The following is a 22,452-nucleotide window of genomic DNA, read 5'->3' as shown; positions in this document are numbered from 1 at the left end:
GGGAACGTATGGCGTTTCCTTTTTTATTTCAATTCGAAAAGGATGGGAGAATTATGAAAGCAATTATTTTTGATTTTGATGGATTAATTGTGGACACAGAAACGATATGGTTTCACTCTTTCAGAGATGCTGTTCGTGAATACGGTGGAGAACTACCTTTAGAGGAATTTGCGAAATGCATTGGAACAACAGATGAGGTACTTTATGCATATTTAAATGATCAATTAAAAGAGAAGTTTAACAAAAGTGCATTAAAAGAAAAAGTGGCAACTTTACATAAAGAGAAAATGAAAATACCAGAAGCTCGTGACGGGGTAAAAGAATATTTAGAAGAAGCGAAAGAAATGGGATTAAAAATCGCACTAGCTTCTAGTTCGTCTAGAGAATGGGTTATTCATTTTTTAGAAGAGCTACAGATTCGAGATTATTTTGAAGTCATTAAAACGAGAGAAGATGTTGAGAAGGTAAAACCAGATCCAGCTCTTTATCGAGTTGCAATAGAAGAATTAGGAATTAAGCCGTCTGAAGCTATTGTATTTGAAGATTCATTAAATGGATTGAGAGCAGCAATTGCAGCGGGATTAACGTGCGTTGTGGTACCTAATGATGTGACACGGAATTTACCATTTGAAAATCATCATCTTCGAATTGAAAGTATGAGAGAGAAAAGTTTAAAAGAAGTGCTTCAAAGTATAAAAAAAGACCGTACTTCCTAAAAGGAAGCACGGTCTTTCTTTTTGCTTTTTTTGCCTTCAATGACAGTTAAATGAGACTGTTTTCTTTTTCGTTTCAAAGTGGAAGAATTCCCTTTTTTACTTTTGTCATTAGAAGTATTTGACTTAAAGAAAGAATTGCCTAGGGGTGCTACATTTTGTTTCCCATGTTTGCGGTTCGATTGTTTTGCCGCACGCTTATATGAGCTTTGCGAATTTGCAGAACCACTGGAATTTGTAAACATCTTGTATAGCAAGTAAAAGATACCGACAACAAGTAACATGTACCCGATATTTCTTAATACACCCATGGGATTTGTAATAACAGATGAAACAAGGCCGAATATTGCCAATCCGATAATAAGCACAAATATAGCGAAAGTAAACGAACGACCGTTCATAAGGGACACCTCCTAAAAACGTATATTAAAATTAGTATATTAACGATGAGGAAAGGAGTTGAACACCATTTTTAAATAATTATTGTTTGTTCTCTAAACGTAATAATTCTTCAAACGATGCAATTGCTACTTCCACTTGATCATCTGTTGGTTCTTTCGTTGTTAATAGTTGTAGCCATAATCCAGGATATCCAAGTACGCGTAATACGGGAATATCTCGTAATCGATTTGTAAATTGCAATACTTCAAAAGAAATACCAAGTACAACTGGAATTAATAAAATTCTGTTTATAACTCGTGCCCAAAGAGGATCTGTAGGGACTAGGAAATAAACGAACATTCCAATAATGACTGTAAATATAATAAAGCTACTGCCGCATCTATAATGGAGACGAGTTTGCTTTTGAACGTTTTCTACAGTCAGAGGAAGGTCATTCTCGTAAGCATTGATTACCTTATGCTCTGCACCGTGATACTGAAATACCCGCTTAATAAGTGGGGTTAAAGAAATAAAGTATATATAGCTCAATAATAGCATGAGCTTAATGACACTTTCGACAATGATTTGCCCAGTATGGGATGGGAAAATCGGTCTTGTTAATTCAGCTAATAGTGCAGGAACTGCTGTGAAAATGACTTTACCGAATATGAAAGATAAAACGCCAACGGCTGCAACTCCTAATACCATCGTTAATTTTGATTGTTCTTCTTTTTTATTTGCAATTTGTTCATCATCTTCTGGGTGGACGTCAAATCGTTCAGAAGCGAAGTTTAAATGCTTTGCTCCATTCGCACTTGCATCCACAATAGCGGCAATCCCTCGTAAAAATGGAATTTTTTTTAGGATAGATAATACTTTATTGCGAACGCGTGGTAATCGATAAAATTCAATCGATTTATCTTTACGACGAACCGCTGTAACAGTATATTCTCTACCGCCAAACATAACTCCTTCTATGACCGCTTGCCCGCCATATATTTGTTTTGACTCTTCTGCCATGTTAACACCAACCTGTATTTGTTTCTCTCTTATGTAGAAAAAGAGGCAATTGTCATACTGGGTTCTGTCGTTTTGAAATAAGACAATCACCGAGTTTCCTTTATTTTATCGGCAAATACAAGTAGATGACAAGGGAAAATGTTATGAGAGTCGGACATTTCTTATTCTTTTTATAGACAAATTTCGCAGGATTTAAACATGCTTCAAAATAGTTTCGGGCATACTATTGAGCGGAGGTGTCGATGTGAGTCAAGAACAATTAGGAACAAGGAATTTTGTGCAGATCGGTTTGTTTGGTGGAATCTTTTGGGGCGGGATATGGTATTTCCTTCATATATTTTCATTCACGGAGGCGGGACCGAATTATTTCCTTTTACCATTTGCGTTTGGAAGTTGGAAAGAGGGTGTATGGGGCAATGTGTCCGGAATAGTGTGTATGGGACTTCTTTCAATTTTGATTTCCTTTTTATATAAAGCATTTTTTGCAAAGTTTGAAGGGATTATTGCGGGAATTATTTATGGGCTATTTTGGTGGGTATTACTGTTTTTGGGGATGGGTTTAATGGCCCCTGTTATTAAAAGTGCGCTTCATTTACCAAAAGAGACAATTGTAACGACAATATGTATTTTTATATTGTATGGTGTGTTTATAGCATATTCTGTTTCTTATGCAGTAAATAGCAATAAAGCAGAACAAGAAGGGCAAGAGAAGACGAACTATTCAAATAAGTAACTCCTATGTTAAAATAGTGTATAGATATTTAATATTAAGGAGTTTTAAGAATATGAAAAAGTTACTCCTCGTAAACGGTCCTAACCTAAATCGCCTCGGTGTTCGTGAGGTAAATGTATATGGAAAGGGCACGCTAGCGACACTTGAAGCAGATATGAAGCAAGAAGCAGAAACAATGGGAGTGGAGTTAGAATGTTTCCAATCGAATCATGAAGGTGCCATTATCGACATTATTCATGAAGCGGAAGATATATATGAAGGGATCATTTTAAACCCGGGAGCATTTACGCATTATAGCTATGCGATTCGTGATGCCATTGCGAGCATTTCGATTCCTGTTATTGAAGTACATATTTCTAACATTCATCAGCGTGAATCGTTCCGTCACGAATCTGTGACGGCAGCTGTTTGTGCAGGACAAATTGTTGGATTTGGTTTTTATGGCTATAAGTTAGCGTTATTTGCATTAATGGAGAAATTGAGGGAGGCATAAAGTAATGGAGAAAATTGAAAGATTACGAAGTGCGTTTGATGAGGCTGGCATTGACGGTATTTTGTTAACAAATGAACATAGTCGTAGATATATGGCTAACTTCACAGGAACAGCAGGCGTTGTTCTTATTTCAAAAGATCGTGCTCAATTTATTACAGATTTCCGTTACGTCGAGCAGGCAAGTAAACAAGCGGTTGGATATGAGATTGTACAGCACGCAGGATTAATCATTGATGAAGTGGCAAAGCAAGTGAAAGAGCTTGGAATTCAAAAGCTTGGTTTTGAGCAAGATATTCTTACATATAGTTCTTATTCAGCGCATAAGGAAGCGATTGATGCTGAATTTATCCCGACTTCTGGACTTGTAGAAAAGTTACGCTTGATAAAGACTGATTCAGAGATTAAGATATTAAAGGAAGCTGCACAGATTGCAGATGCTGCCTTTGAGCATATTCTATCATTCATTCGCCCGGGAGTATCTGAAATTGAAGTGTCAAATGAACTTGAATTTTCCATGAGAAAACAAGGAGCAACATCTTCTTCGTTTGATATTATCGTTGCTTCAGGTCTTCGTTCGGCATTACCGCACGGCGTGGCATCTGAAAAAGTGATAGAAACAGGAGATTTCGTTACATTAGACTTCGGCGCTTATTACAAAGGATATTGCTCTGATATTACTCGTACGATTGCAGTCGGTGAACTATCTGATAAATTAAAAGAAATTTATAATATCGTTTTAGAAGCACAACTACGTGGTGTGAACGGTATTAAAGCTGGTTTAACAGGTCGCGAGGCTGATGCGCTAACGCGTGATTACATAACGGAAAAAGGATATGGTGAATACTTTGGACACTCCACTGGTCATGGAATCGGTCTTGAAATCCATGAAGCACCAGGTTTAGCGTTCCGTTCTGATACAGTACTTGAACCAGGTATGGCTGTAACAGTAGAACCAGGTATTTATATTCCAGGTATTGGCGGCGTACGTATTGAAGATGATATCATTGTGACAAGTGAAGGTAATGAAGTAATTACGAAATCACCAAAAGAACTTATTATTTTGTAATACACAGGAGGATTTTTTTACATGATTTCAGTAAACGATTTTCGTACAGGTTTAACAATTTCAGTGGACAATGCCCTTTGGCAAGTACTTGATTTCCAACACGTAAAGCCAGGTAAAGGTGCTGCATTCGTTCGTTCTAAACTACGTAACCTTCGCACAGGATCTGTTCAAGAGAAAACATTCCGTGCAGGTGAGAAAGTAGAAAAAGCACACATCGAAAACCGTCGTATGCAATACTTATACGCAAGCGGTGAGGCTCACGTATTTATGGATAACGGAACTTATGAGCAAATCGAGCTTGGTGAAAACCAAATCGAGCGCGAGCTTAAATTCCTAAAAGAAAACATGGAAGTAGCAATTATGACTTACCAAGGCGAAGTACTTGGTGTTGAGCTTCCAAATACAGTTGAATTACAAGTTACAGAAACAGAGCCTGGTATTAAAGGTGATACTGCTTCTAACGTAACAAAACCAGCTACATTAGAAACTGGTCTTGTTGTACAAGTACCAATCTTCATTAACGAAGGCGAAATGCTTATCATCAACACTGGTGAAGGTAAATACGTTTCTCGTGCATAGTAGAAAAGCACTCGTGATTATCACGAGTGCTTTTTTTTATAGGAAATAGGGTAGATAGTAAATAGCTGTTATTATAAAACTGAAAGCTGTAAGACTAGCAGCACCTACTGTGTAAGGGCTCCATGTCATATGAAAAGGTTTTACTTCACCTGTTTTATATATAGTGTGATCAATGTTGGCATTTTGGTTTACATTTAAAGCAATGAGCCAAATTGTACCGAATATCCCTAAGCTACCGAGGAAAAAGGTCTCTATAAATGACCAACCGACAAATAATGAAAAAAGATAAATAAGAGCTAATTCTACTACAACGGTTAAACTAATTTTCAATGCCTTCATGTTTTTCCTCCTCACTCTGTAATTCCAACCAGTTTAAAAAATTTTCACGTGACACGACATGCAGAGAGCAAGGCGACCTTACTTCTTTTTCTATTGCGGCGTGTTCATCTGGAAACTTGTTTTCCACGTGCAATGAAATATAAGGTAGTTTTTCTTGTGCTTTTAATGAGCGGATATTATTCGTCTTAGCACCAGCAAATACGCAGGAAAGTTGTAAGTCTAAAAAGGCGATTTTAAAGATTTCTTTTTTTGCAGCCTCGTTATAGCCTTTTCCCCAGTACGGATAGCCGAGCCAACTACCAATGTGAGATTGTTTCTTCTCATTATTAATATGTTTAAGTGTGGTAAGGCCAATTATTTCATTCTCTTCATTCACAACCATTCTCGATAAGGATTTCTTTTGGCGCTCTTCTTCTATTGCGAAAAGAAGAAATTTTTTCGTGTTTTCGATGTTTTCTACCGTTATCCCCAATGCATTTTTTATATGTGGATCACTTGATAGCTCGAAAATCACATTTGTATAGCGTAAATCTAGTGGTAATAAAGTAACGTGCTGCATGGTTTATACCCCTTTTAAACTAAATGTACCATAATATACCATAAAATAATATGAATATTCAGATTAGCATGCGATCTTTAGAGAAAAATTATGTTTTTACTTCTGAAATAGACAACCTCTGCATATGGTTGTACAAATATATTCTTTTTTAGAATACGAAGTTAGTAACTGTTACGGGAGAAGGTGGAAGAATGAAACAGTGGCTAGCGGCAATGGAAACATCCGTGCTTGTTATGGGAGCACTTCGATTATTTTCAGGTAGTGCGGAGATATTTGCTGCTTTGCTTATGCTTTATGTGAATGATGCGAAGAAAGCGTTGTTTATAAATGGTATGTTAGCGTTTGTTGGACCTACCGTATTAATTTTAACAATGACAATTGGGATAGCGAGTGTAGCAAGTGAAATTTCTTTCTTGAAGCTCTTTTTTCTAGCGCTTGGAATTTGCTGTATTTTTATCGCATTACTGAAATAGTAAGTCGAGTATAGTGGGGAGAAGCCGATGAAAGAGGTATTAGAAGTTTTACCAAAAACGATGAAGTACTTAATTGAAGAATGTAAGCAATACGATGCTTTAGAGGAAATTCGTGTTCGAATTGGAAGACCGCTAGAGTGTATTGCACACGGAAAGGTATTTTTTTATGACTATATCACTACTGCAGAGGATGCTATTTATTTATTGAATAAGTTAAGTCAATTCTCAATTTATACGATGGAAGAGGAATTAAAACGTGGGTATGTGACGCTTCGCGGGGGGCATAGAATCGGGTTAGCGGGAAAAGTCATTACAGAAAAAAGCGCAGTGAAAATGATTCGTGATGTCTCTTCCTTTAATATTCGTATTGCTCGTCAAAAAATAGGGATTGCTGAACCGCTTTTGGCATATTTGTATGAAAAAAGGTGGTTAAACACGATGGTAATTGGCCCCCCGCAAACGGGAAAAACGACACTTTTAAGAGATGTAGCACGTTGCATGAGTCAAGGGGTAAGTGCTTCGGAAATTCCTTCCTGTAAAGTGGGGATCGTTGATGAACGGTCAGAAATTGCTGGCTGTGTGAAAGGGATCCCGCAATATGATTTTGGTACCCGAGTCGATGTGTTAGACGCATGTCCAAAAGCAGAAGGAATGATGATGATGATTCGTTCTATGAGTCCTGATATTTTGATCGTAGATGAAATTGGCCGTAAAGAAGATAGTGAAGCAATTATGGAGGCAGTGCATGCAGGTGTTCAGCTTTTTATAAGTGCACACGGATTCTCCTATGAGGATGTTGTGAAACGCCCATCGTTAAAGGCAGTGCTGGAGCTTGGGATATTTGATAGGTTTGTGGAGCTATCAAAAGCGAGGGGTCCAGGAACGGTTATGCAGGTGAAAGATAAATATGGAAAACCAGTGTTATCAAATAGAAAGGCTGAGGGCGTATGGTGAAAATATTCGGTGCAGTGTTAATCGTTGCGGTCAGCACCTTTTTCGGGTTTTCATACGCTAAAAGATATAGTGAGAGGCCGAGGCAACTTAGATTATTAAAATCAGCACTTCAATCATTAGAGGCAGAAATTATGTATGGACACACACCTTTATCTGAGGCTGCCGAGCGATTAGTTAAACAAATGCCAAAGCCATTAAATTGGATCTTTCAAAGTTTTGCTAAAAAACTAGAAAGTGGAGAACAAACAGTGAGGGAAGCTTGGATAGATAGTTTGAAAGAGAATTGGAAGTTGACGGCTTTTCAACAAACCGAGTATGAAATACTGCAGCAATTTGGTGAAACGCTCGGGCAACATGATCGTGAATCACAACAAAAACATATTCGCTTATGTATTACACATTTGGAGAGAGAAGAAGAGGAAGCAAAAGCTTTACAACTGCAATACGAGAAAATGATCAAGAGCTTAGGGGTACTAGCAGGGCTGCTTATTGTAATTTTACTGCTATAGGGGGGAGAAAGGCGATGTCCATTGATGTTGGATTAATATTTCAAATCGCCGGAATCGGCATTGTTTTAGCTTTCATTCATACTGTACTAAAAGAATTGAAGCGTGAGGATATTGCAAATTGGGTTATCCTTGTCGGTTTTGTCGTCATTTTATTTCATGTTGCATTTTTAATTAATACGCTATTCGACAAGATTAAAAGTGTCTTTCTCTTCCAGTAAAGGAGGCGGTTCGAATCGAAATTATACAAATTGTCGGATTAGGCCTCGTTGCTACGTTTTTAGCTGCTGTTTTGAACCAGCATAAATCTAGCATTACATCTTTATTTATTGTGTTCGTAGGTAGCGTGATGTTTCTTATTTTAATTGATCAAATTCATTCTATTTTACAAATGATTGAGAGAGTAGCGAGTGAAGCGAAAGTTAGTAACGTCTATGTGGAAACGTTACTAAAGATTATTGGAATTGCTTATATTGCTGAGTTTGGAGCCCAAATTACAAAAGATGCTGGTCAAGGTGCCATCGCTTCGAAAATTGAACTTGCTGGGAAAATCCTCATTCTCGTTATGGCAATTCCTATTTTGACGGTTGTAATTGAAACTATTCTCGGATTTTTACCGACGGGATAAGGGGGAGTGAATGTTGAGGAGGTTTGGAGCTAAGCTGCTATTTGCTTGCTTCCTTTTCTTTTCTTTACCGGTTGTTGTACAAGCTTCTCCTGTAGAAACAAACGTCGTTGATCAACAATTGGATAAGCTCGGAATTGAAGATGTGAAGCAATTTTGGGACGGGCTTGTTACAAAATATGGAGGCTATTTGCCAGAGAGTCAAAAAGGGAGTTTTATGGAGTTTGTAAAGGGAGAAAAAGAATTCTCTCTAAAAGAGTGGATGATAGGGTTATTAAAATATTTATTTCATGAGCTTGCAGCTAATGGAAAACTGCTTGGCACACTTATTATGCTCACAATCTTTAGTGCATTGTTGCAATCACTGCAATCCGCTTTTTCAAAAAGTAGCGTAAGTAAAATTGCTGATGCTGTTGTATATATGGTACTTATTATTTTTGCTTTAAATAGTTTTTATGTCGTTATGACATATGCAAGAGAAACGATACAAACAATGGTAGATTTCATATTAGCATTATTGCCAATTTTGCTGGCGCTTATAGCAACTGGCGGGGGAGTTGTATCTGTATCGTTTTTTCATCCGGTTATCATTTTCTTAATGAATACGAGTGGGCTTCTTATGAATTATATCGTTCTACCACTTTTATTACTGGCAACGATATTAAGTATTGTAAGTACAATGAGTGATCAATATAAAGTGACGAAATTGTCCAAGCTTCTGCAAAATGTTAGCGTTGGGATTATCGGTATCTTTTTAACGATTTTTTTAGGAGTATTATCTGTACAAGGAACAGCAACAGCCGTTGCTGATGGAATAGCTGTGAAAACTGCTAAATTTGTAACAGGAAACTTCATTCCAGTAGTTGGAAGGATGTTTACAGAAGCGGCAGATACTGTTATCAGCGCATCAGGATTATTGAAAAACACAGTCGGAATTATTGGGCTCGTCATTTTATGCTTAATTGTTGCTTTTCCAGCGATTCAAATTTTCTGTATCGCATTTATTTATAAATTCGCAGCAGCAGTATTGCAACCGGTTGGCAGCGGAGCAATTATTCAATGCTTAGACATTATTGGACGAAGCATCATTTACGTATTTGCTTGCTTAGCTATCGTATCATTTATGTTCTTTTTAAGTATTACAATTATTATTGCTGCGGGGAATATTACACTTATGATGCGGTAGGAGGTGAAGAGTATGCAATTTGTTACAGAGTGGATTAGAAATATTATCGTTTTTTTGCTCTTAGCGACAATGCTTCATCTTATTCTTCCAAATTCGAATTTGCAAAAATACGTTAAATTTGTTGTAAGTCTTTTGTTAGTTGTATTAATTTTAACGCCTCTTTTTAAACTATTGCAGACAGATGTAAATGAAGTAATTGCAAATTTTAATGAAGAAAAGTACGTAGCAGAAGGATCTGTAAAAAATTCAATAGATTCGAAGAAAAAAGAAATACAAGCTCTAACACGTGCATATAGTTTAGAAGAGATGGCTACCAAAATGAAAAAAGAAGTAGGAAAAGAGTTTGAGAAAAAGTATGGTATGACTGTCTCTGAAATACAAATAGTCGCAGCAGAAAATACAGAAGAAGTAAAGTCAGCGAAAGATATTCAATCTGTTGTTGTGACGTTGAAAGAAAAAGAACGCAGTAAAAATGATGCAATCGAAACAGTAAAGCCAATTGAAATTAATACGAAAGAGCCTCCAAAAAAAGTGGAAGAAACGAATGTGGAAATGAAAGATTTCTTTTCAAGCAGGTGGCAACTAGAGGGTAAACAAATCCAAGTTCAAATGGAAGGGAGGACAGGTAGAGTAAATGGACAATAAAGATAAAAATTCGAAGTTCTCATTTTTTCGAAACTTATTGAATGGGGATCAAAAAGAAAGCAACGAGAAGGGTAAAAAGGTAACACCTAAGTTTTTACTTGTCCTACTCATACTTGGAATTTTGCTTATGTTTTCTAGTAGTCTCTTTTCAAGTAAAAAAGAAGAAGTACCTGTATTTAAAGAACAAAAAACTCAAAACCAAGAAAAAGACGTACCAACTTTCGGACAAAAAAATAATGATAGTATGTCAAATGTAGAAAAATATGAAAAAGCGTATGAACAAGAATTAAAAGCTGCTTTAGAAGAAATAGCAGGAGTAAAAGACGTAACGATTAAAGTGAATTTAGATTCATCTGAAGAAAAAATTTTAGAAAAAAATACAGTGAAACGCTCACAAACAACAGGTGAAACAGATAAAACAGGCGGTAAAAGAGAAGTAGAGGACGAGTCTCTTGATGAAAAGACTGTCATTATACGTGAAGGGGATAAAGAAACTCCTGTTGTTTTACGAACAGAGAAGCCGAAAGTACGTGGTGTTCTTGTCGTAGCAAAGGGAGTGGATAATATACAAGTTAAAGCAATGGTAAAAGAAGCTGTGATAAGGCTGCTAGATGTACCGGCCCATCGCGTTTCAGTTTCACCGAAAAATTGATAGGGAGGAAATAAAGTGTTAAAAAAACAAACAGTTTGGCTATTAACGATGTTAAGTTTAGTTGTTGTACTATCTGTGTATTACGTGACAACTCCTGACAAAATGAATACAGCATCGCCGGCAACAGGTGAAAAGATTGGACAAGAAAAACAAGGTACTGATAAAGCAGTAACAAACGAAGCACCTAAAGAAACCCCGAAAAAAGAAAATACAAGCAAGGAAACAACAAATAAAGAAACAACGAATAAAGAAACAGACAAAAAAGAAAATACTAAAAAAGAAACAAGTAAAAAAGAGGGTAATGTATCAGTTCAATCAAGTGATGAGAATTTCACAGCTTTACGTATGCAAATGGAAGATCAACGTAGTGAAGCGAAAGCAAAATTACAAGAAGTGATGAATTCTTCGAAATCTTCAGCAACAGAAAAGAGTAAAGCGAAAGATAACTTTGATGCAATCACTACAATGGAAACGAAGCAAGAATTACTTGAGACAGTAATTAAATCTCAAGGAGGATATCCAGATGCTCTTGTAAGAGCTGATGGTACAGATATTAGAGTAACGGTTAAAGCGGCAAAACATTCACAGAAAGAAGCAAATAAAATTATTCAACTTGTAAGAAGTGAAGGCGGATCAAAAGATGTAGGTGTGAAATTTGATCCACCAGCGAAATAAGTGAAACTTTAATCCGTAGGGGTTTCCCTGCGGATTATTACCTTTTACTAAGCAAAGGGTATGCAAATAGTGAAATAGAGTATGTAAGTAAACGTGTTAATAGAAAAAAGCTATCATTTTCGATAGCTTTTTTCTATTTTGTCTTTGTAGTTATTTTTACTATGTTCAACTCGGAATGGAGAAACACGTTGTGAGTAAAAGATTAATGGTTCATGGTACTGATGATTACTTTTTCCGGATTTGACGTGGATGCAAAGAACGCATGCCCAAACGATTACGGCAGGTAAAAAGAGAATGAGCCATATCATATTTCCACACCTCGGCACAATATATTTTCTACACTTTGAACATACTATTCTTATATGAAGGAATGATGAACGGCGTGTAAACAAAAATTAATATTTGGTAAAAATATGTTATTGACTATAGATGTGGTGAAGAGTGGAGAGGGAATGGCGTGTTTGCTGTGTAACGTTTTGAAAAAGTAGTGAATGTTTTTTTTGAAGTGGTCTTGCCAATTTCATGTGAAACTTGGTATTATTACTAGGTAATAATTTTTTATTGGAATAATATTTTTTACAGGAGTTTCGATTTATTATAAAGAAATATAAATTGGAATGTTTAAAAAATTTATCGTAAGATGGACATAGTAAATATTTCTATTAGTTAATGAAATATATTTTCTAATAGAATACATCGTATTTTTACAGTCAATCTAGTTTTCGTGACGAGAATCTGTAAAAACGGGACAAACAAGAGTATGGGAGTGGATTTTACATGTTTAAAATTCAAGAAGTTCGTGAATTAATTAAATTAATTGATAGCTCTAATATTGATGAATTTGAATACAAAAAAGACGGTACAACAATCAAAATGAAAAAGCGTGGTAATGAAGTTGTTGCTGTACAAGCACCTGCAGCAAAACAAGCTATGCAACCAGTAGCGCCTGTTGAAGTTGAAACGACAGTAGCAGCAGCGCAAGCAGAAGCACCAAAACAAGAAGAGAAGAAAACTGTTCAAGATGAAAACCTACATAAGATTACCTCACCAATGGTAGGTACATTCTATTCTTCATCTTCACCTGATACACCTCCATATGTAAGTGTTGGGGATAGAGTATCGAAAGATTCTATCGTATGTATTGTCGAGGCTATGAAGTTATTTAACGAAATTGATGCTGATGTAGAGGGCGAAATTGTTGAAATTCTTGTTAATAACGGACAGCTTGTTGAGTATGGACAACCGCTATTTCTTGTAAAAGCGTAATAAGGGAGTCTTTGTGATGATAAAAAAAGTATTAATAGCCAATCGTGGGGAAATTGCTGTACGAATTATTCGTGCTTGTAAAGAAATGGACATTGAAACAGTTGCAATTTATTCAGAAGCAGATAAAGAGTCACTTCACGTACAGATTGCAGATGAAGCGTATTGTGTAGGACCAACGATTTCGAAAGAAAGCTATTTAAATTTGACGAACATTATTAGCGTTGCGAAGTTAACAGGCTGCGATGCTATTCATCCGGGATACGGATTCTTAGCAGAGAATGCAGATTTCGCAGAGTTATGCCGTGAATGTAACTTAATTTTTATCGGTCCAAGTCCAGAAGCTATTTCAAAGATGGGCACAAAAGACGTTGCTCGTGATACAATGAAAGAAGCAGGGGTTCCGATTGTACCAGGTTCACAAGGGATTATTAAAAATACCGAAGAAGCGATCGAGCTTGCTAATCAAATTGGATATCCAGTTATTATTAAAGCGACTGCAGGTGGCGGCGGAAAAGGTATTCGTGTTGCACGCCATGAAGAAGAGCTTATAAAAGGAATTCAAATTACACAGCAAGAAGCTAGTACCGCTTTTGGGAACCCTGGTGTATACTTAGAAAAGTACGTTGAAGATTTCCGTCATGTTGAGATTCAAATAATGGCAGATACACACGGAAATGCCATTCATTTAGGAGAGCGTGATTGTACAATTCAGCGCCGTTTGCAAAAACTATTAGAAGAAAGTCCATCACCTGCACTTGATGAAGATATTCGCAAGCAGATGGGTGAAGCGGCAGTAAAAGCGGCGGTAGCGGTTGATTATACAGGTGCTGGTACGGTTGAGTTTATTTATGAATATAAAACGAAAACCTTTTATTTCATGGAGATGAATACGAGAATTCAGGTAGAGCATCCGGTTACTGAAATGGTAACGGGAATGGACTTAATTAAAGAACAAATTCTTGTTGCTTCAGGAGAAAAGTTATCGTTACAGCAAGAAGAAGTACAATTTAATGGTTGGGCAATTGAATGTCGAATTAATGCGGAAAACCCTGCCAAAAAATTTATGCCATCTCCAGGTAAAGTAGAAATGTACTTACCACCAGGAGGATTTGGTATTCGCGTCGATTCAGCTGTATATCCGGGATATTCCATCCCACCTTTCTATGATTCGATGGTTGCTAAATTAATTGTTCACGGAAAAACACGTGAAGAGGCAATTGCAAAAATGAAGCGCGCACTTAGTGAATTTGTCATTGAAGGCGTACATACAACAATCCCGTTCCATTTGCAATTGCTAGATCATCCTGATTTTGTAAAAGGTGAGTTTAATACGAAGTTTTTGGAAGAGCATGAACTTGTGACGCAGTGATACATTAAAGGAGGTTTTTTTCATGGCTGAACATATGTTAGATATGGGTCAAGATACAACTCTTGGTAAAGTAGAAATTGCACCAGAAGTAATTGAAGTAATTGCAGGTATTGCAGCTGCTGAAGTAGAAGGTGTAGCGGCAATGCGCGGTAATTTTGCTACAGATGTTGTTGAGAAGTTAGGTAAGAAAAATCATGGTAAAGGTGTAAAGGTTGAATTAGCAAACGAAGATATTATCGTTGACCTTTATGTTGTAATGTATTTTGGTGTAGCAATTCCAGTTGTTGCACAAAAGATTCAAGACAATATTCGCCAAGCGCTCTTTACAATGACAGGACTTGAGCCAAAAGAAGTGAATGTTCACATCGTTGGCGTAACATTCGAAACACAAAAAACAGAAATCGAACCAGTGTAAGAATGAAAAGGTGCCTAGTAACATAGGCATCTTTTTTATCGTTTCATTTCTTCACAAATTACAACCCTCTAATTATTATACTATTTCAAAAAATAAGAAATAAATAAGGAAATGTGTCGTTTTTCCAAAAAACGTACATTGTGATAAGATATGGAACTTGAAGTTAATCTTTTTATTATTTTTCAGCCTTGTAACCCGTGTGTGAAACGATAAATTGTGTTATTATCATTGTATTATAAGGTTGGAAAATCAATGAAAACTGTAAGAGTAAGTGAATTGACGGCTTATAAATTATAATAATATAACAAAGTATAAGGAAAGACTTGAAGCATAAAGGAGAGTTACAATGAAACGTAGGACGGCTAGAGAAAGAGCAATGCAAGCATTATACCAAATGGATATTACAGGTGAATTAGAACCGAAAGTAGCAGTGGAAAACACGCTAGATGAAGGCGAAGAAACAAATGAGTTTCTAGAGTCACTTGTAGTAGGTTTTGTAGAAAATAAAGAAGCAATCGATGAAGCGATTCGTCAAAACTTAAAAAAGTGGAAGCTTGAGCGTATTAGTATTGTTGATCGCAGTATTTTACGTGTAGCTGTGTATGAAATGAAGTACATGGAAGAAATTCCACACAACGTAACAATTAACGAAGCAATTGAAATTGCTAAAACATTTGGGGATGAGGAATCTCGTCGTTTTATTAACGGCGTTTTATCTAATATAAAAGATACACTGTAAATTCTTTAAGGGGGAATCTTAAAATGGTAGCAGTAATCATCAAAGGAAATGAAGTTGCGGAGAAAAAACGAGCACAATTAACAGAAGAAGTTGTGAAGTTGAAAGAGCAAGGGGTTGTACCAGGATTAGCAGTTATTTTAGTTGGAGAAGATCCAGCATCTCGTTCTTATGTAAAAGGAAAAGAAAAAGGCTGTGAACAAGTAGGGATTTACTCAGAGCTAATTGAACTTCCTGAAACAATTACTGAGGAACGCTTGCTTGCTGAAATCGATCGCTTAAATGGCGATGACCGCATTAATGGCATATTAGTGCAATTACCTTTACCAAAACATATTGAAGAAAAAGCTATCATTGAAAGAATTTCACCAGAAAAGGATGTAGACGGATTTCACCCAATCAGCGTGGGACGTATGATGACGGGACAAGATACATTCCTTCCATGTACACCGCATGGTATCGTAGAATTAGTAAAAGAAACAAATCTTGATATTTCTGGAAAACATGTAGTAGTAATTGGAAGAAGTAATATTGTCGGTAAACCAGTGGGACAATTGTTCTTAAATGAAAATGCAACTGTCACATATTGTCATTCTAAGACGCAAAATATGAAAGAGTTATCGAAGTTAGCGGATATTTTAATCGTAGCTGTTGGACGACCTAAAATGATAACAGCGGATTATATTAAAGAAGGAGCGGTTGTAATTGACGTTGGTGTAAACCGTTTAGAAACAGGTAAACTTTGTGGTGATGTTGACTTTGACAACGTGTTAAATGTTGCGGGTTACATTACACCTGTGCCAAAGGGTGTTGGTCCAATGACAATCACAATGCTTCTTCATAATACTGTTGAATCTGCCAAACGTGCAGGTGTCGTTTGTAAATAATTTGAGTCGGCTATGAGGAGAGAGAAATGGAGAAGCAATATTTAACCGTTACAGCGTTAACACGCTATATAAAAACAAAAATAGAATATGATCCGCATTTGCAGTCTGTTTGGTTAAAAGGTGAAATTTCCAACTTTAAAAATCATAGCCGTGGCCACATGTATTTTACATTGAAAGATGAAAATGCAAGAATCGCAGCGGTTATGTTTGCGGGTCATAATCGTAATATTAAATTCAAACCTGAAAATGGGATGAAGGTACTCGTGAAAGGGAAAATCTCTGTTTACGAGGCGAGTGGTTCTTATCAAATTTATATTCAAGACATGCAGCCTGACGGAGTCGGAAATTTACATTTAGCGTACGAACAGTTAAAAGTTCGTTTAGAAGAAGAAGGACTTTTTTCTCAAGTTTATAAAAAAGCAATTCCTCCTTACGCTAAAACAATAGGTGTGATTACGTCGCCAACAGGAGCAGCGATTCGTGATATTATAACAACGATTAAACGTCGTTATCCAATTGGGAATGTTATTGTATTTCCGGTACTTGTACAAGGGGAGTCAGCGGCTCCCTCGATTGTACAAGCGATTCGTACAGCGAATGAAATGGGAGAGATAGATGTACTAATCGTTGGCCGTGGTGGAGGTTCTATTGAGGAATTATGGGCTTTCAATGAGGAAATGGTTGCAAGAGCAATCTTTAAGAGTGAAATTCCTATTATTTCGGCAGTAGGCCATGAAACGGATTTTACAATCGCAGATTTTGTTGCAGATTTACGCGCGCCAACACCGACTGCAGCAGCTGAGCTGGCAGCACCTAACATTATAGAGTTACAAGAAAAGGTATTACAAAGAACTCTGAGATTGCAAAGAGCGATGAGAGAGTTAGTACATAAAAAAGAAGAAAAACTACAAGTGTTGCAAAGATCGTATGCGTTCCGTTATCCAAGACAAGTATATGAGCAAAAGGAAGAGCAATTAGATAGAGCGCTAGAACAGCTTGTTTTAGCTAAAGAGCGCTATATTGATAAAAAGGTGAATCAGTTAAAGCAACTTTCATTTTATTTAGAGAAGCACCACCCATCTCAAAAAATTATGCAAACGAAGGTAGCTGTTGAAACGTTGCAAAAGCAATTACAACGTGAAATGCAAACGTTACTTCAAACGAAAGAATTTGCCTTTGTAAGAGCTGCTCAAAAACTTGAAGCGTTAAGTCCGCTTAAAGTAATGATGAGAGGGTACGGGCTTGTATATGATGAAGAGAAGCAAGTGTTAAAAAGTGTGAAAGATGTAAGCCTTGGAGATGCTGTTTCAGTTCAATTACAAGATGGAATACTAGATTGTAGCGTATCAGGCATAGAGGAGCGTGAATTGAATAATGGAAAATAAATTAAGCTTTGAAGAGGCAATTTCGCAACTTGAGCATCTTGTTTCTAAGCTAGAACAAGGTGACGTACCGTTAGAAGAAGCGATTTCTTATTTTAAAGAGGGCATGGAGTTATCTAAGCTTTGTGATGAGAAGTTGAAGAATGTACAAGAACAAATGGCAGTTATTCTTGGGGAAGATGGAGAGCTTGAACCGTTTACTGCTGTAGGAGATGAAGCATAGTGACGATTGCTTTTGATACTTTTTTGAAAGAAAGTAAAACTTTCGTAGAAGAGAAACTTGTAAGCTATGCAAATGAATTACAATGTCCAAATGTACTTCGTGAAGCGATGGCATATTCTTTGGAAGCGGGTGGAAAACGTCTCCGCCCGTTACTTTTGTTTGCAACATTACAAGCGTTTGGGAAAGAAAGAAATCTTGGAATAGGTGCAGCTTGTGCTCTTGAAATGATTCATACATATTCTTTAGTTCATGATGATCTACCTTGTATGGATGATGATGATTTAAGAAGAGGAAAGCCCACAAATCACAAAGTATTTGGTGAAGCGATGGCAGTTTTAGCAGGAGATGGCTTATTGACGTATGCTTTTCAAGTTATTATGGCATATGAGCAAAAAGAAATTTCTGCCGAAAAAAAAGTAAGACTTGTACTTGAACTTGCAAAAGCAGCAGGACCAGAAGGAATGGTTGGCGGACAAGTGGCAGATATGGAAGCTGAAGGGAAACGCCTTACGATTGATGAACTGGAGTACATCCATAAACATAAGACGGGAAAACTGCTTGAGTTTGCTGTACTTGCGGGTGCGATACTTTCTGATGCAACAGAAGAGCAAGAAGAAAAATTGCTTACGTTTGCCAAATATATCGGTCTAGCTTTCCAAATTCGAGATGATATTTTAGATGTCGAAGGAACCGAAGAAGAGATTGGGAAACCGATTGGTAGTGATCTTTCTAACGAAAAGAGCACATATACGACGTTGTTTACTGTAGATAGAGCAAAGGATATTTTAGAAGAAACAATTGCAGAAGCAAAAGGTGCGATTAGCTCCTTGCAATTACAAGATGAATATTTACTATCTATTTGCGATTTAATTGCAAAACGTAATAACTAATATAACAGCGTTTTCATTTGTTGAGTCATTCATCATTTTATGATATAACTGTAGGAAAAGGTTTTTCTTTTCTTGTTATTGGCAAAAATATATGTAGATTACATTGCCGTTATCACTTCGTGTTAGCGGCTATTTTTTTCATCGCCTAAAGAAATATGGTTTATAATAGGATTAGGGCGCAATAGACTGGTTAATGTCGGGACAAGACGAAAAATAGAAAAGAGAATTTCTTGTTTTGTGTAAATGTTTTTTATAATATTTGACATGTTGACAGATTATGAAATGAAAGTGAGTGATCCATGTGGATCTAACGCAAATTCAAAACCCTAGTTTTTTGAAAGATATGTCTATCAGTGAACTAGAGGGATTGAGTGAGGATATTCGTAAGTTTTTAATTGAAGAGCTCTCTCAAACAGGTGGACATATTGCACCTAATTTAGGTGTAGTAGAACTCACAATTGCTCTGCATAAATTATTTGATAGCCCGCAAGATAAATTTTTATGGGATGTAGGACATCAATCCTATGTACATAAAATTTTAACTGGACGCGCGAAAGAGTTTGGTACATTAAGGCAATATCAAGGCCTATGTGGTTTTCCGAAACGTTGCGAGAGTGAGCACGACGTATGGGAAACTGGTCATAGCTCGACATCGTTATCGGCTGCAATGGGAATGGCTCTGGCACGTGATTTAAAGAAAACGAAAGAATATGTTATACCAATTATTGGAGATGGTGCTTTAACAGGCGGAATGGCTTTAGAGGCATTGAACCATATTGGACATGAAAAGACAGATATGATTGTTATTTTGAATGATAATGAAATGTCAATTGCACCAAACGTTGGTGCGCTCCATAATGTACTTGGTCGTTTACGTACCGCAGGAAAATATCACTGGGTAAAAGATGAATTAGAGTATATATTAAAGAAAATCCCAGCAGTTGGCGGGAAAGTGGCTGCGACAGCAGAGAAAATAAAAGATAGTCTTAAATATTTACTAGTATCTGGTGTCTTTTTCGAAGAGTTAGGCTTTACATATTTAGGTCCAGTCGATGGGCATGATTATGAAAAGTTATTCGAAACGTTGCAATATGCAAAGAAAACAAAAGGCCCAGTGCTTGTTCACGTTATTACGAAAAAAGGAAAAGGTTATAAACCGGCCGAGAGTGACGTTATTGGAACTTGGCATGGAACAGGACCTTATAAAATTGAATCAGGTGACTTCGTTAAGCCGAAAGAAGTTGCACCAGCATGGAGTGCTGTTGTTAGTGAAACAGTACTTAAGCTAGCGAGAGCGGATGAGCGTATCGTAGCAATTACACCTGCAATGCCTGTTGGATCAAAACTTGAGAAATTCCAAAAAGAATTCCCAAATCGTATGATTGATGTAGGTATTGCAGAACAGCATGCTACAACAATGGCAGCAGGTATGGCAACGCAAGGAATGAAGCCATTCTTAGCAATTTATTCGACATTTCTACAAAGAGCATATGACCAAGTTGTTCATGATATATGCCGCCAAAATCTAAATGTTTTCATTGGAATAGATCGCTCAGGATTAGTAGGAGCAGATGGTGAAACGCATCAAGGCGTATTTGATATCTCATTCTTACGTCACTTGCCAAATATGGTGCTTATGATGCCGAAAGATGAAAATGAAGGGCAACATTTAGTTTATACGGCGATGAAATATGAAGATGGACCAATCGCATTGCGTTATGCGCGCGGTAATGGACTTGGCGTTCATATGGATGAAGAATTAAAGGCGATTCCGATCGGTACGTGGGAGACGTTAAAAGAGGGTACACAAGCAGCTATTTTAACGTTTGGTACGACAATACCAATGGCAATGGAAGCCGCTGAGCGTCTTGAAAAAGCTGGAGTTTCAGTGAAAGTAGTGAATGCTCGCTTTATTAAACCAATGGATGAAGCATATTTACATGATCTTCTAGGAAAGAATATACCGATTTTAACGATTGAAGAAGCTTGCTTAATTGGTGGTTTTGGAACAGGAGTAGTTGAATTTGCATCTGAAAATGGTTACCATAGTGCATTAGTTGAACGAATGGGTATTCCAGACCGCTTCATAGAGCACGGAAGTGTAACAAAATTATTAGAAGAAATTGGTTTAACGACAGATGCTGTCGTAGACCGTATTCATACAATGATTCCATCAAAACAAAAAAGGGCGTAACAAATGAGCATAAAAAAAGAAAGAGTAGATGTACTATTAGTAGAGCGAGGACTTATAGAAACGCGTGAGAAAGCAAAGCGCGCCATTATGGCGGGACTCGTATATGCAAATGAAATGAGACTTGATAAGCCAGGAGAGAAAATCTCGCAAGATACTGAGATTACGGTGAAGGGACAAGTTATGCCGTATGTAAGTCGTGGTGGTTATAAACTTGAAAAGGCATTAGAGACATTTCATCTTGATTTACAAGATAAAGTTATGATAGATATTGGTTCATCAACTGGTGGCTTTACAGATTGTGCGCTTCAAAATGGAGTGAAATTATCTTATGCATTAGATGTAGGATACAATCAACTAGCGTGGAAATTACGTCAAGATGAGCGTGTTGTTGTAATGGAACGAACAAATTTCCGTTACGTGACACCAGCAGACTTAGAACGTGGTTTACCTCAATTTGCAAGTATTGATGTTTCATTTATATCATTAAAGCTTATACTGCCAGTTTTAAAAACAATGCTTATGCCTAACGGGGATGTAGCAGCGTTAATTAAACCTCAGTTTGAAGCTGGAAGAGAGCAAGTTGGGAAAAAAGGTATCGTTCGTGATAGAAAAGTACATGAAGCTGTTGTAGAAATGATTGTCGAGTTTGCTTTAAAAGAAGGCTATGATGTGGAAGGTTTAACATTCTCACCAATTACGGGTGGGGATGGTAATATTGAATTTTTAATTCACCTGAAATGGCATGGTGAACGTGAGAATGGCGAAAATCATTCTCCAATTTCTATAGAGCAAGTTGTTACAGAAGCGCATGACGTTCTAAAACAAAAAGGGAAAGGGGAATAACATATGTTGTTCCTCTTTTTGTTGTAATTGTATAATGATTGTAAAAACAATTGTGTACAAGAAACGAATTATAAGTTAACATAAATAAGTGAAGTATACCAATGTTTAAACTATGGTAAGAGATAGTGTGAGGTGCAAATGTATGAATAAAGGTCAGCGCCATATTAAAATCAGGGAAATTATTGCAAACAAAGAAATTGAAACACAAGATGAATTAGTTGATATTTTACGTAATGAGGGATTTAATGTAACGCAAGCAACAGTATCGCGCGATATTAAAGAACTGCACTTAGTGAAGGTGCCATTGCATGATGGACGCTATAAATATAGCTTGCCAGCAGATCAACGATTTAACCCGTTACAAAAATTAAAACGAAATCTAGTGGATTCATTTGTAAAATTAGACACGGCAGGACATATGCTTGTGCTAAAAACATTGCCTGGTAACGCTCATTCACTTGGAGCACTTATTGATCATTTAGAGTGGGATGAGATCATCGGAACCATCTGTGGTGATGATACTTGCTTAATTATTTGCCGTACACCTGACGATACAGGTGTTGTCTCTGATCGTTTCTTAAATATGTTGTAACAAAAAATCTTGTTTGCTTTCCATCGTAAAGTGGGAAGTGAACAAGATATTTTTAT

30 protein-coding genes are annotated in these 22,452 nt (G+C 36.9%); 25 read left to right on the top strand and 5 right to left on the bottom strand.

Annotated features, from left to right (window positions below):
- Positions 1–53: 53 nt before the first annotated feature.
- Positions 54–716 carry an HAD family hydrolase gene (locus tag JFU02_RS12345; RefSeq protein WP_061666430.1) on the top strand — a complete coding sequence of 221 codons (663 nt, stop codon included), beginning with the start codon at positions 54–56 and terminating at the stop codon, positions 714–716.
- Here JFU02_RS12345 and JFU02_RS12340 read toward each other — a convergent pair.
- The gene (locus tag JFU02_RS12340) at positions 713–1,114 is read right to left on the bottom strand and encodes an SA1362 family protein (protein WP_001014463.1); all 402 of its coding nucleotides are present in this window, start codon (positions 1,112–1,114) and stop codon (positions 713–715) included. The genes JFU02_RS12345 and JFU02_RS12340 overlap by 4 nt on opposite strands.
- A gap of 79 nt (positions 1,115–1,193) precedes the next feature.
- Positions 1,194–2,114: a DUF1385 domain-containing protein gene (locus JFU02_RS12335; protein ID WP_000807119.1), complete on the bottom strand. Its 921-nt coding sequence runs from the start codon at positions 2,112–2,114 to the stop codon at positions 1,194–1,196.
- Between the two features lie 244 nt (positions 2,115–2,358).
- Here JFU02_RS12335 and JFU02_RS12330 point away from each other — a divergent pair, with 244 nt between their 5' ends.
- The 4 genes from JFU02_RS12330 to efp are packed head-to-tail and all read left to right on the top strand — an operon-like array spanning position 2,359 to position 4,985.
- Positions 2,359–2,847 (top strand): YqhR family membrane protein, encoded by a 489-nt coding sequence (locus tag JFU02_RS12330; protein ID WP_000076887.1) that lies wholly within the window; start codon positions 2,359–2,361, stop codon positions 2,845–2,847.
- 52 nt (positions 2,848–2,899) lie between these two features.
- Positions 2,900–3,340 (top strand): type II 3-dehydroquinate dehydratase, encoded by a 441-nt coding sequence (gene aroQ / locus JFU02_RS12325; RefSeq protein WP_000735140.1) that lies wholly within the window; start codon positions 2,900–2,902, stop codon positions 3,338–3,340.
- A gap of 4 nt (positions 3,341–3,344) precedes the next feature.
- A complete protein-coding gene (gene pepQ, locus JFU02_RS12320; protein WP_201071102.1) occupies positions 3,345–4,406 on the top strand; it encodes a Xaa-Pro dipeptidase in 1,062 nt (353 codons plus the stop codon).
- Between the two features lie 21 nt (positions 4,407–4,427).
- Positions 4,428–4,985, top strand: a complete 558-nt coding sequence (gene efp / locus JFU02_RS12315) for an elongation factor P (protein ID WP_000626517.1) — start codon at positions 4,428–4,430, stop codon at positions 4,983–4,985.
- A 36-nt stretch (positions 4,986–5,021) separates the two neighbouring features.
- Here the strand turns inward: efp and JFU02_RS12310 are convergent, their stop codons facing one another.
- Together JFU02_RS12310 and JFU02_RS12305 are read right to left on the bottom strand one after the other, a co-directional pair.
- Positions 5,022–5,324 (bottom strand): hypothetical protein, encoded by a 303-nt coding sequence (locus tag JFU02_RS12310; RefSeq protein ID WP_201071099.1) that lies wholly within the window; start codon positions 5,322–5,324, stop codon positions 5,022–5,024.
- Positions 5,305–5,883: a GNAT family N-acetyltransferase gene (locus tag JFU02_RS12305; RefSeq protein WP_001165001.1), complete on the bottom strand. Its 579-nt coding sequence runs from the start codon at positions 5,881–5,883 to the stop codon at positions 5,305–5,307. Before JFU02_RS12305 ends, JFU02_RS12310 begins: the two co-directional genes overlap by 20 nt.
- 191 nt (positions 5,884–6,074) lie before the next feature.
- Between JFU02_RS12305 and JFU02_RS12300 the strand changes: the two genes are divergently transcribed.
- From JFU02_RS12300 to JFU02_RS12260, 9 genes are read left to right on the top strand one after another with little or no spacing between them, the layout of a single operon-like run.
- Positions 6,075–6,356, top strand: coding sequence for a YqhV family protein (locus JFU02_RS12300; protein ID WP_000816050.1), 282 nt, complete (start codon positions 6,075–6,077; stop codon positions 6,354–6,356).
- 27 nt (positions 6,357–6,383) lie between these two features.
- On the top strand, positions 6,384–7,310 hold the full coding sequence (gene spoIIIAA / locus JFU02_RS12295) for a stage III sporulation protein AA (protein WP_000665904.1): 927 nt from the start codon (positions 6,384–6,386) through the stop codon (positions 7,308–7,310).
- Positions 7,304–7,819, top strand: a complete 516-nt coding sequence (gene spoIIIAB / locus JFU02_RS12290) for a stage III sporulation protein SpoIIIAB (protein ID WP_000238702.1) — start codon at positions 7,304–7,306, stop codon at positions 7,817–7,819. The genes spoIIIAA and spoIIIAB overlap by 7 nt, the downstream gene beginning before the upstream one ends.
- 14 nt (positions 7,820–7,833) lie before the next feature.
- On the top strand, positions 7,834–8,037 hold the full coding sequence (spoIIIAC, locus tag JFU02_RS12285; RefSeq protein WP_000020914.1) for a stage III sporulation protein AC: 204 nt from the start codon (positions 7,834–7,836) through the stop codon (positions 8,035–8,037).
- 23 nt (positions 8,038–8,060) lie between these two features.
- Complete coding sequence (spoIIIAD, locus tag JFU02_RS12280; RefSeq protein WP_077393170.1) at positions 8,061–8,444, top strand: stage III sporulation protein AD; 384 nt, start codon at positions 8,061–8,063, stop codon at positions 8,442–8,444.
- 10 nt (positions 8,445–8,454) lie between these two features.
- Positions 8,455–9,627, top strand: a complete 1,173-nt coding sequence (gene spoIIIAE / locus JFU02_RS12275; RefSeq protein WP_000946111.1) for a stage III sporulation protein AE — start codon at positions 8,455–8,457, stop codon at positions 9,625–9,627.
- 12 nt (positions 9,628–9,639) lie between these two features.
- Positions 9,640–10,272, top strand: coding sequence for a stage III sporulation protein AF (gene spoIIIAF / locus JFU02_RS12270; protein WP_001161037.1), 633 nt, complete (start codon positions 9,640–9,642; stop codon positions 10,270–10,272).
- Positions 10,262–10,924: a stage III sporulation protein AG gene (spoIIIAG, locus tag JFU02_RS12265; protein WP_000368887.1), complete on the top strand. Its 663-nt coding sequence runs from the start codon at positions 10,262–10,264 to the stop codon at positions 10,922–10,924. The genes spoIIIAF and spoIIIAG overlap by 11 nt, the downstream gene beginning before the upstream one ends.
- A 15-nt stretch (positions 10,925–10,939) precedes the next feature.
- Positions 10,940–11,599, top strand: a complete 660-nt coding sequence (locus tag JFU02_RS12260; RefSeq protein WP_000914712.1) for a SpoIIIAH-like family protein — start codon at positions 10,940–10,942, stop codon at positions 11,597–11,599.
- A 113-nt stretch (positions 11,600–11,712) separates the two neighbouring features.
- Here the strand turns inward: JFU02_RS12260 and JFU02_RS12255 are convergent, their stop codons facing one another.
- Positions 11,713–11,907: a hypothetical protein gene (locus JFU02_RS12255; RefSeq protein ID WP_003309905.1), complete on the bottom strand. Its 195-nt coding sequence runs from the start codon at positions 11,905–11,907 to the stop codon at positions 11,713–11,715.
- A gap of 469 nt (positions 11,908–12,376) precedes the next feature.
- Between JFU02_RS12255 and accB the strand changes: the two genes are divergently transcribed.
- The 11 genes from accB to argR all read left to right on the top strand — a co-directional run bounded on the left by accB (position 12,377) and on the right by argR (position 22,396).
- Positions 12,377–12,865, top strand: coding sequence for an acetyl-CoA carboxylase biotin carboxyl carrier protein (gene accB / locus JFU02_RS12250; RefSeq protein WP_000472863.1), 489 nt, complete (start codon positions 12,377–12,379; stop codon positions 12,863–12,865).
- A 16-nt stretch (positions 12,866–12,881) separates the two neighbouring features.
- A complete protein-coding gene (gene accC / locus JFU02_RS12245; protein ID WP_000592870.1) occupies positions 12,882–14,234 on the top strand; it encodes an acetyl-CoA carboxylase biotin carboxylase subunit in 1,353 nt (450 codons plus the stop codon).
- 22 nt (positions 14,235–14,256) lie between these two features.
- Positions 14,257–14,649 (top strand): Asp23/Gls24 family envelope stress response protein, encoded by a 393-nt coding sequence (locus JFU02_RS12240; RefSeq protein ID WP_000807630.1) that lies wholly within the window; start codon positions 14,257–14,259, stop codon positions 14,647–14,649.
- Positions 14,650–14,995: 346 nt separating this feature from the next.
- On the top strand, positions 14,996–15,388 hold the full coding sequence (gene nusB, locus JFU02_RS12235) for a N utilization substance protein NusB (RefSeq protein ID WP_000830247.1): 393 nt from the start codon (positions 14,996–14,998) through the stop codon (positions 15,386–15,388).
- Positions 15,389–15,411: 23 nt separating this feature from the next.
- Positions 15,412–16,272, top strand: coding sequence for a bifunctional methylenetetrahydrofolate dehydrogenase/methenyltetrahydrofolate cyclohydrolase FolD (gene folD, locus JFU02_RS12230; protein ID WP_061666300.1), 861 nt, complete (start codon positions 15,412–15,414; stop codon positions 16,270–16,272).
- A 26-nt stretch (positions 16,273–16,298) separates the two neighbouring features.
- Positions 16,299–17,657 (top strand): exodeoxyribonuclease VII large subunit, encoded by a 1,359-nt coding sequence (xseA, locus tag JFU02_RS12225; protein ID WP_061666301.1) that lies wholly within the window; start codon positions 16,299–16,301, stop codon positions 17,655–17,657.
- Positions 17,647–17,877 (top strand): exodeoxyribonuclease VII small subunit, encoded by a 231-nt coding sequence (xseB, locus tag JFU02_RS12220; protein ID WP_000428424.1) that lies wholly within the window; start codon positions 17,647–17,649, stop codon positions 17,875–17,877. The genes xseA and xseB overlap by 11 nt, the downstream gene beginning before the upstream one ends.
- Positions 17,877–18,767, top strand: coding sequence for a (2E,6E)-farnesyl diphosphate synthase (gene ispA, locus JFU02_RS12215; protein ID WP_061666302.1), 891 nt, complete (start codon positions 17,877–17,879; stop codon positions 18,765–18,767). Before xseB ends, ispA begins: the two co-directional genes overlap by 1 nt.
- A 301-nt stretch (positions 18,768–19,068) precedes the next feature.
- A complete protein-coding gene (dxs, locus tag JFU02_RS12210) occupies positions 19,069–20,961 on the top strand; it encodes a 1-deoxy-D-xylulose-5-phosphate synthase (RefSeq protein ID WP_000366456.1) in 1,893 nt (630 codons plus the stop codon).
- A 3-nt stretch (positions 20,962–20,964) separates the two neighbouring features.
- The gene (locus JFU02_RS12205) at positions 20,965–21,804 is read left to right on the top strand and encodes a TlyA family RNA methyltransferase (RefSeq protein WP_086407233.1); all 840 of its coding nucleotides are present in this window, start codon (positions 20,965–20,967) and stop codon (positions 21,802–21,804) included.
- A gap of 142 nt (positions 21,805–21,946) precedes the next feature.
- The gene (gene argR, locus JFU02_RS12200) at positions 21,947–22,396 is read left to right on the top strand and encodes an arginine repressor ArgR (protein ID WP_001032580.1); all 450 of its coding nucleotides are present in this window, start codon (positions 21,947–21,949) and stop codon (positions 22,394–22,396) included.
- Positions 22,397–22,452: the final 56 nt, after the last annotated feature.

Source organism: Bacillus sp. TH13, from assembly GCF_016651175.1.
Lineage (GTDB): Bacteria > Bacillota > Bacilli > Bacillales > Bacillaceae_G > Bacillus_A > Bacillus_A thuringiensis_S.
The sequence above is the reverse complement of the archived record's forward strand: the minus strand, read 5'-3'. Positions and strand labels throughout refer to the sequence as shown.

Excerpts from the sequence above, each read along its gene's own strand:
- JFU02_RS12345 (WP_061666430.1), top strand. The coding sequence starts at position 54 with ATGAAAGCAATTATTTTTGATTTTGATGGATTAATTGTGGACACAGAA.
- JFU02_RS12340 (WP_001014463.1), bottom strand. The coding sequence starts at position 1,114 with ATGAACGGTCGTTCGTTTACTTTCGCTATATTTGTGCTTATTATCGGA.
- JFU02_RS12335 (WP_000807119.1), bottom strand. The coding sequence starts at position 2,114 with ATGGCAGAAGAGTCAAAACAAATATATGGCGGGCAAGCGGTCATAGAA.
- aroQ (WP_000735140.1), top strand. The coding sequence starts at position 2,900 with ATGAAAAAGTTACTCCTCGTAAACGGTCCTAACCTAAATCGCCTCGGT.
- pepQ (WP_201071102.1), top strand. The coding sequence starts at position 3,345 with ATGGAGAAAATTGAAAGATTACGAAGTGCGTTTGATGAGGCTGGCATT.
- efp (WP_000626517.1), top strand. The coding sequence starts at position 4,428 with ATGATTTCAGTAAACGATTTTCGTACAGGTTTAACAATTTCAGTGGAC.
- JFU02_RS12310 (WP_201071099.1), bottom strand. The coding sequence starts at position 5,324 with ATGAAGGCATTGAAAATTAGTTTAACCGTTGTAGTAGAATTAGCTCTT.
- JFU02_RS12305 (WP_001165001.1), bottom strand. The coding sequence starts at position 5,883 with ATGCAGCACGTTACTTTATTACCACTAGATTTACGCTATACAAATGTG.
- JFU02_RS12300 (WP_000816050.1), top strand. The coding sequence starts at position 6,075 with ATGAAACAGTGGCTAGCGGCAATGGAAACATCCGTGCTTGTTATGGGA.
- spoIIIAA (WP_000665904.1), top strand. The coding sequence starts at position 6,384 with ATGAAAGAGGTATTAGAAGTTTTACCAAAAACGATGAAGTACTTAATT.
- spoIIIAB (WP_000238702.1), top strand. The coding sequence starts at position 7,304 with ATGGTGAAAATATTCGGTGCAGTGTTAATCGTTGCGGTCAGCACCTTT.
- spoIIIAC (WP_000020914.1), top strand. The coding sequence starts at position 7,834 with ATGTCCATTGATGTTGGATTAATATTTCAAATCGCCGGAATCGGCATT.
- spoIIIAE (WP_000946111.1), top strand. The coding sequence starts at position 8,455 with ATGTTGAGGAGGTTTGGAGCTAAGCTGCTATTTGCTTGCTTCCTTTTC.
- spoIIIAF (WP_001161037.1), top strand. The coding sequence starts at position 9,640 with ATGCAATTTGTTACAGAGTGGATTAGAAATATTATCGTTTTTTTGCTC.
- spoIIIAG (WP_000368887.1), top strand. The coding sequence starts at position 10,262 with ATGGACAATAAAGATAAAAATTCGAAGTTCTCATTTTTTCGAAACTTA.
- JFU02_RS12255 (WP_003309905.1), bottom strand. The coding sequence starts at position 11,907 with ATGATATGGCTCATTCTCTTTTTACCTGCCGTAATCGTTTGGGCATGC.
- accB (WP_000472863.1), top strand. The coding sequence starts at position 12,377 with ATGTTTAAAATTCAAGAAGTTCGTGAATTAATTAAATTAATTGATAGC.
- accC (WP_000592870.1), top strand. The coding sequence starts at position 12,882 with ATGATAAAAAAAGTATTAATAGCCAATCGTGGGGAAATTGCTGTACGA.
- JFU02_RS12240 (WP_000807630.1), top strand. The coding sequence starts at position 14,257 with ATGGCTGAACATATGTTAGATATGGGTCAAGATACAACTCTTGGTAAA.
- nusB (WP_000830247.1), top strand. The coding sequence starts at position 14,996 with ATGAAACGTAGGACGGCTAGAGAAAGAGCAATGCAAGCATTATACCAA.
- folD (WP_061666300.1), top strand. The coding sequence starts at position 15,412 with ATGGTAGCAGTAATCATCAAAGGAAATGAAGTTGCGGAGAAAAAACGA.
- xseA (WP_061666301.1), top strand. The coding sequence starts at position 16,299 with ATGGAGAAGCAATATTTAACCGTTACAGCGTTAACACGCTATATAAAA.
- xseB (WP_000428424.1), top strand. The coding sequence starts at position 17,647 with ATGGAAAATAAATTAAGCTTTGAAGAGGCAATTTCGCAACTTGAGCAT.
- JFU02_RS12205 (WP_086407233.1), top strand. The coding sequence starts at position 20,965 with ATGAGCATAAAAAAAGAAAGAGTAGATGTACTATTAGTAGAGCGAGGA.
- argR (WP_001032580.1), top strand. The coding sequence starts at position 21,947 with ATGAATAAAGGTCAGCGCCATATTAAAATCAGGGAAATTATTGCAAAC.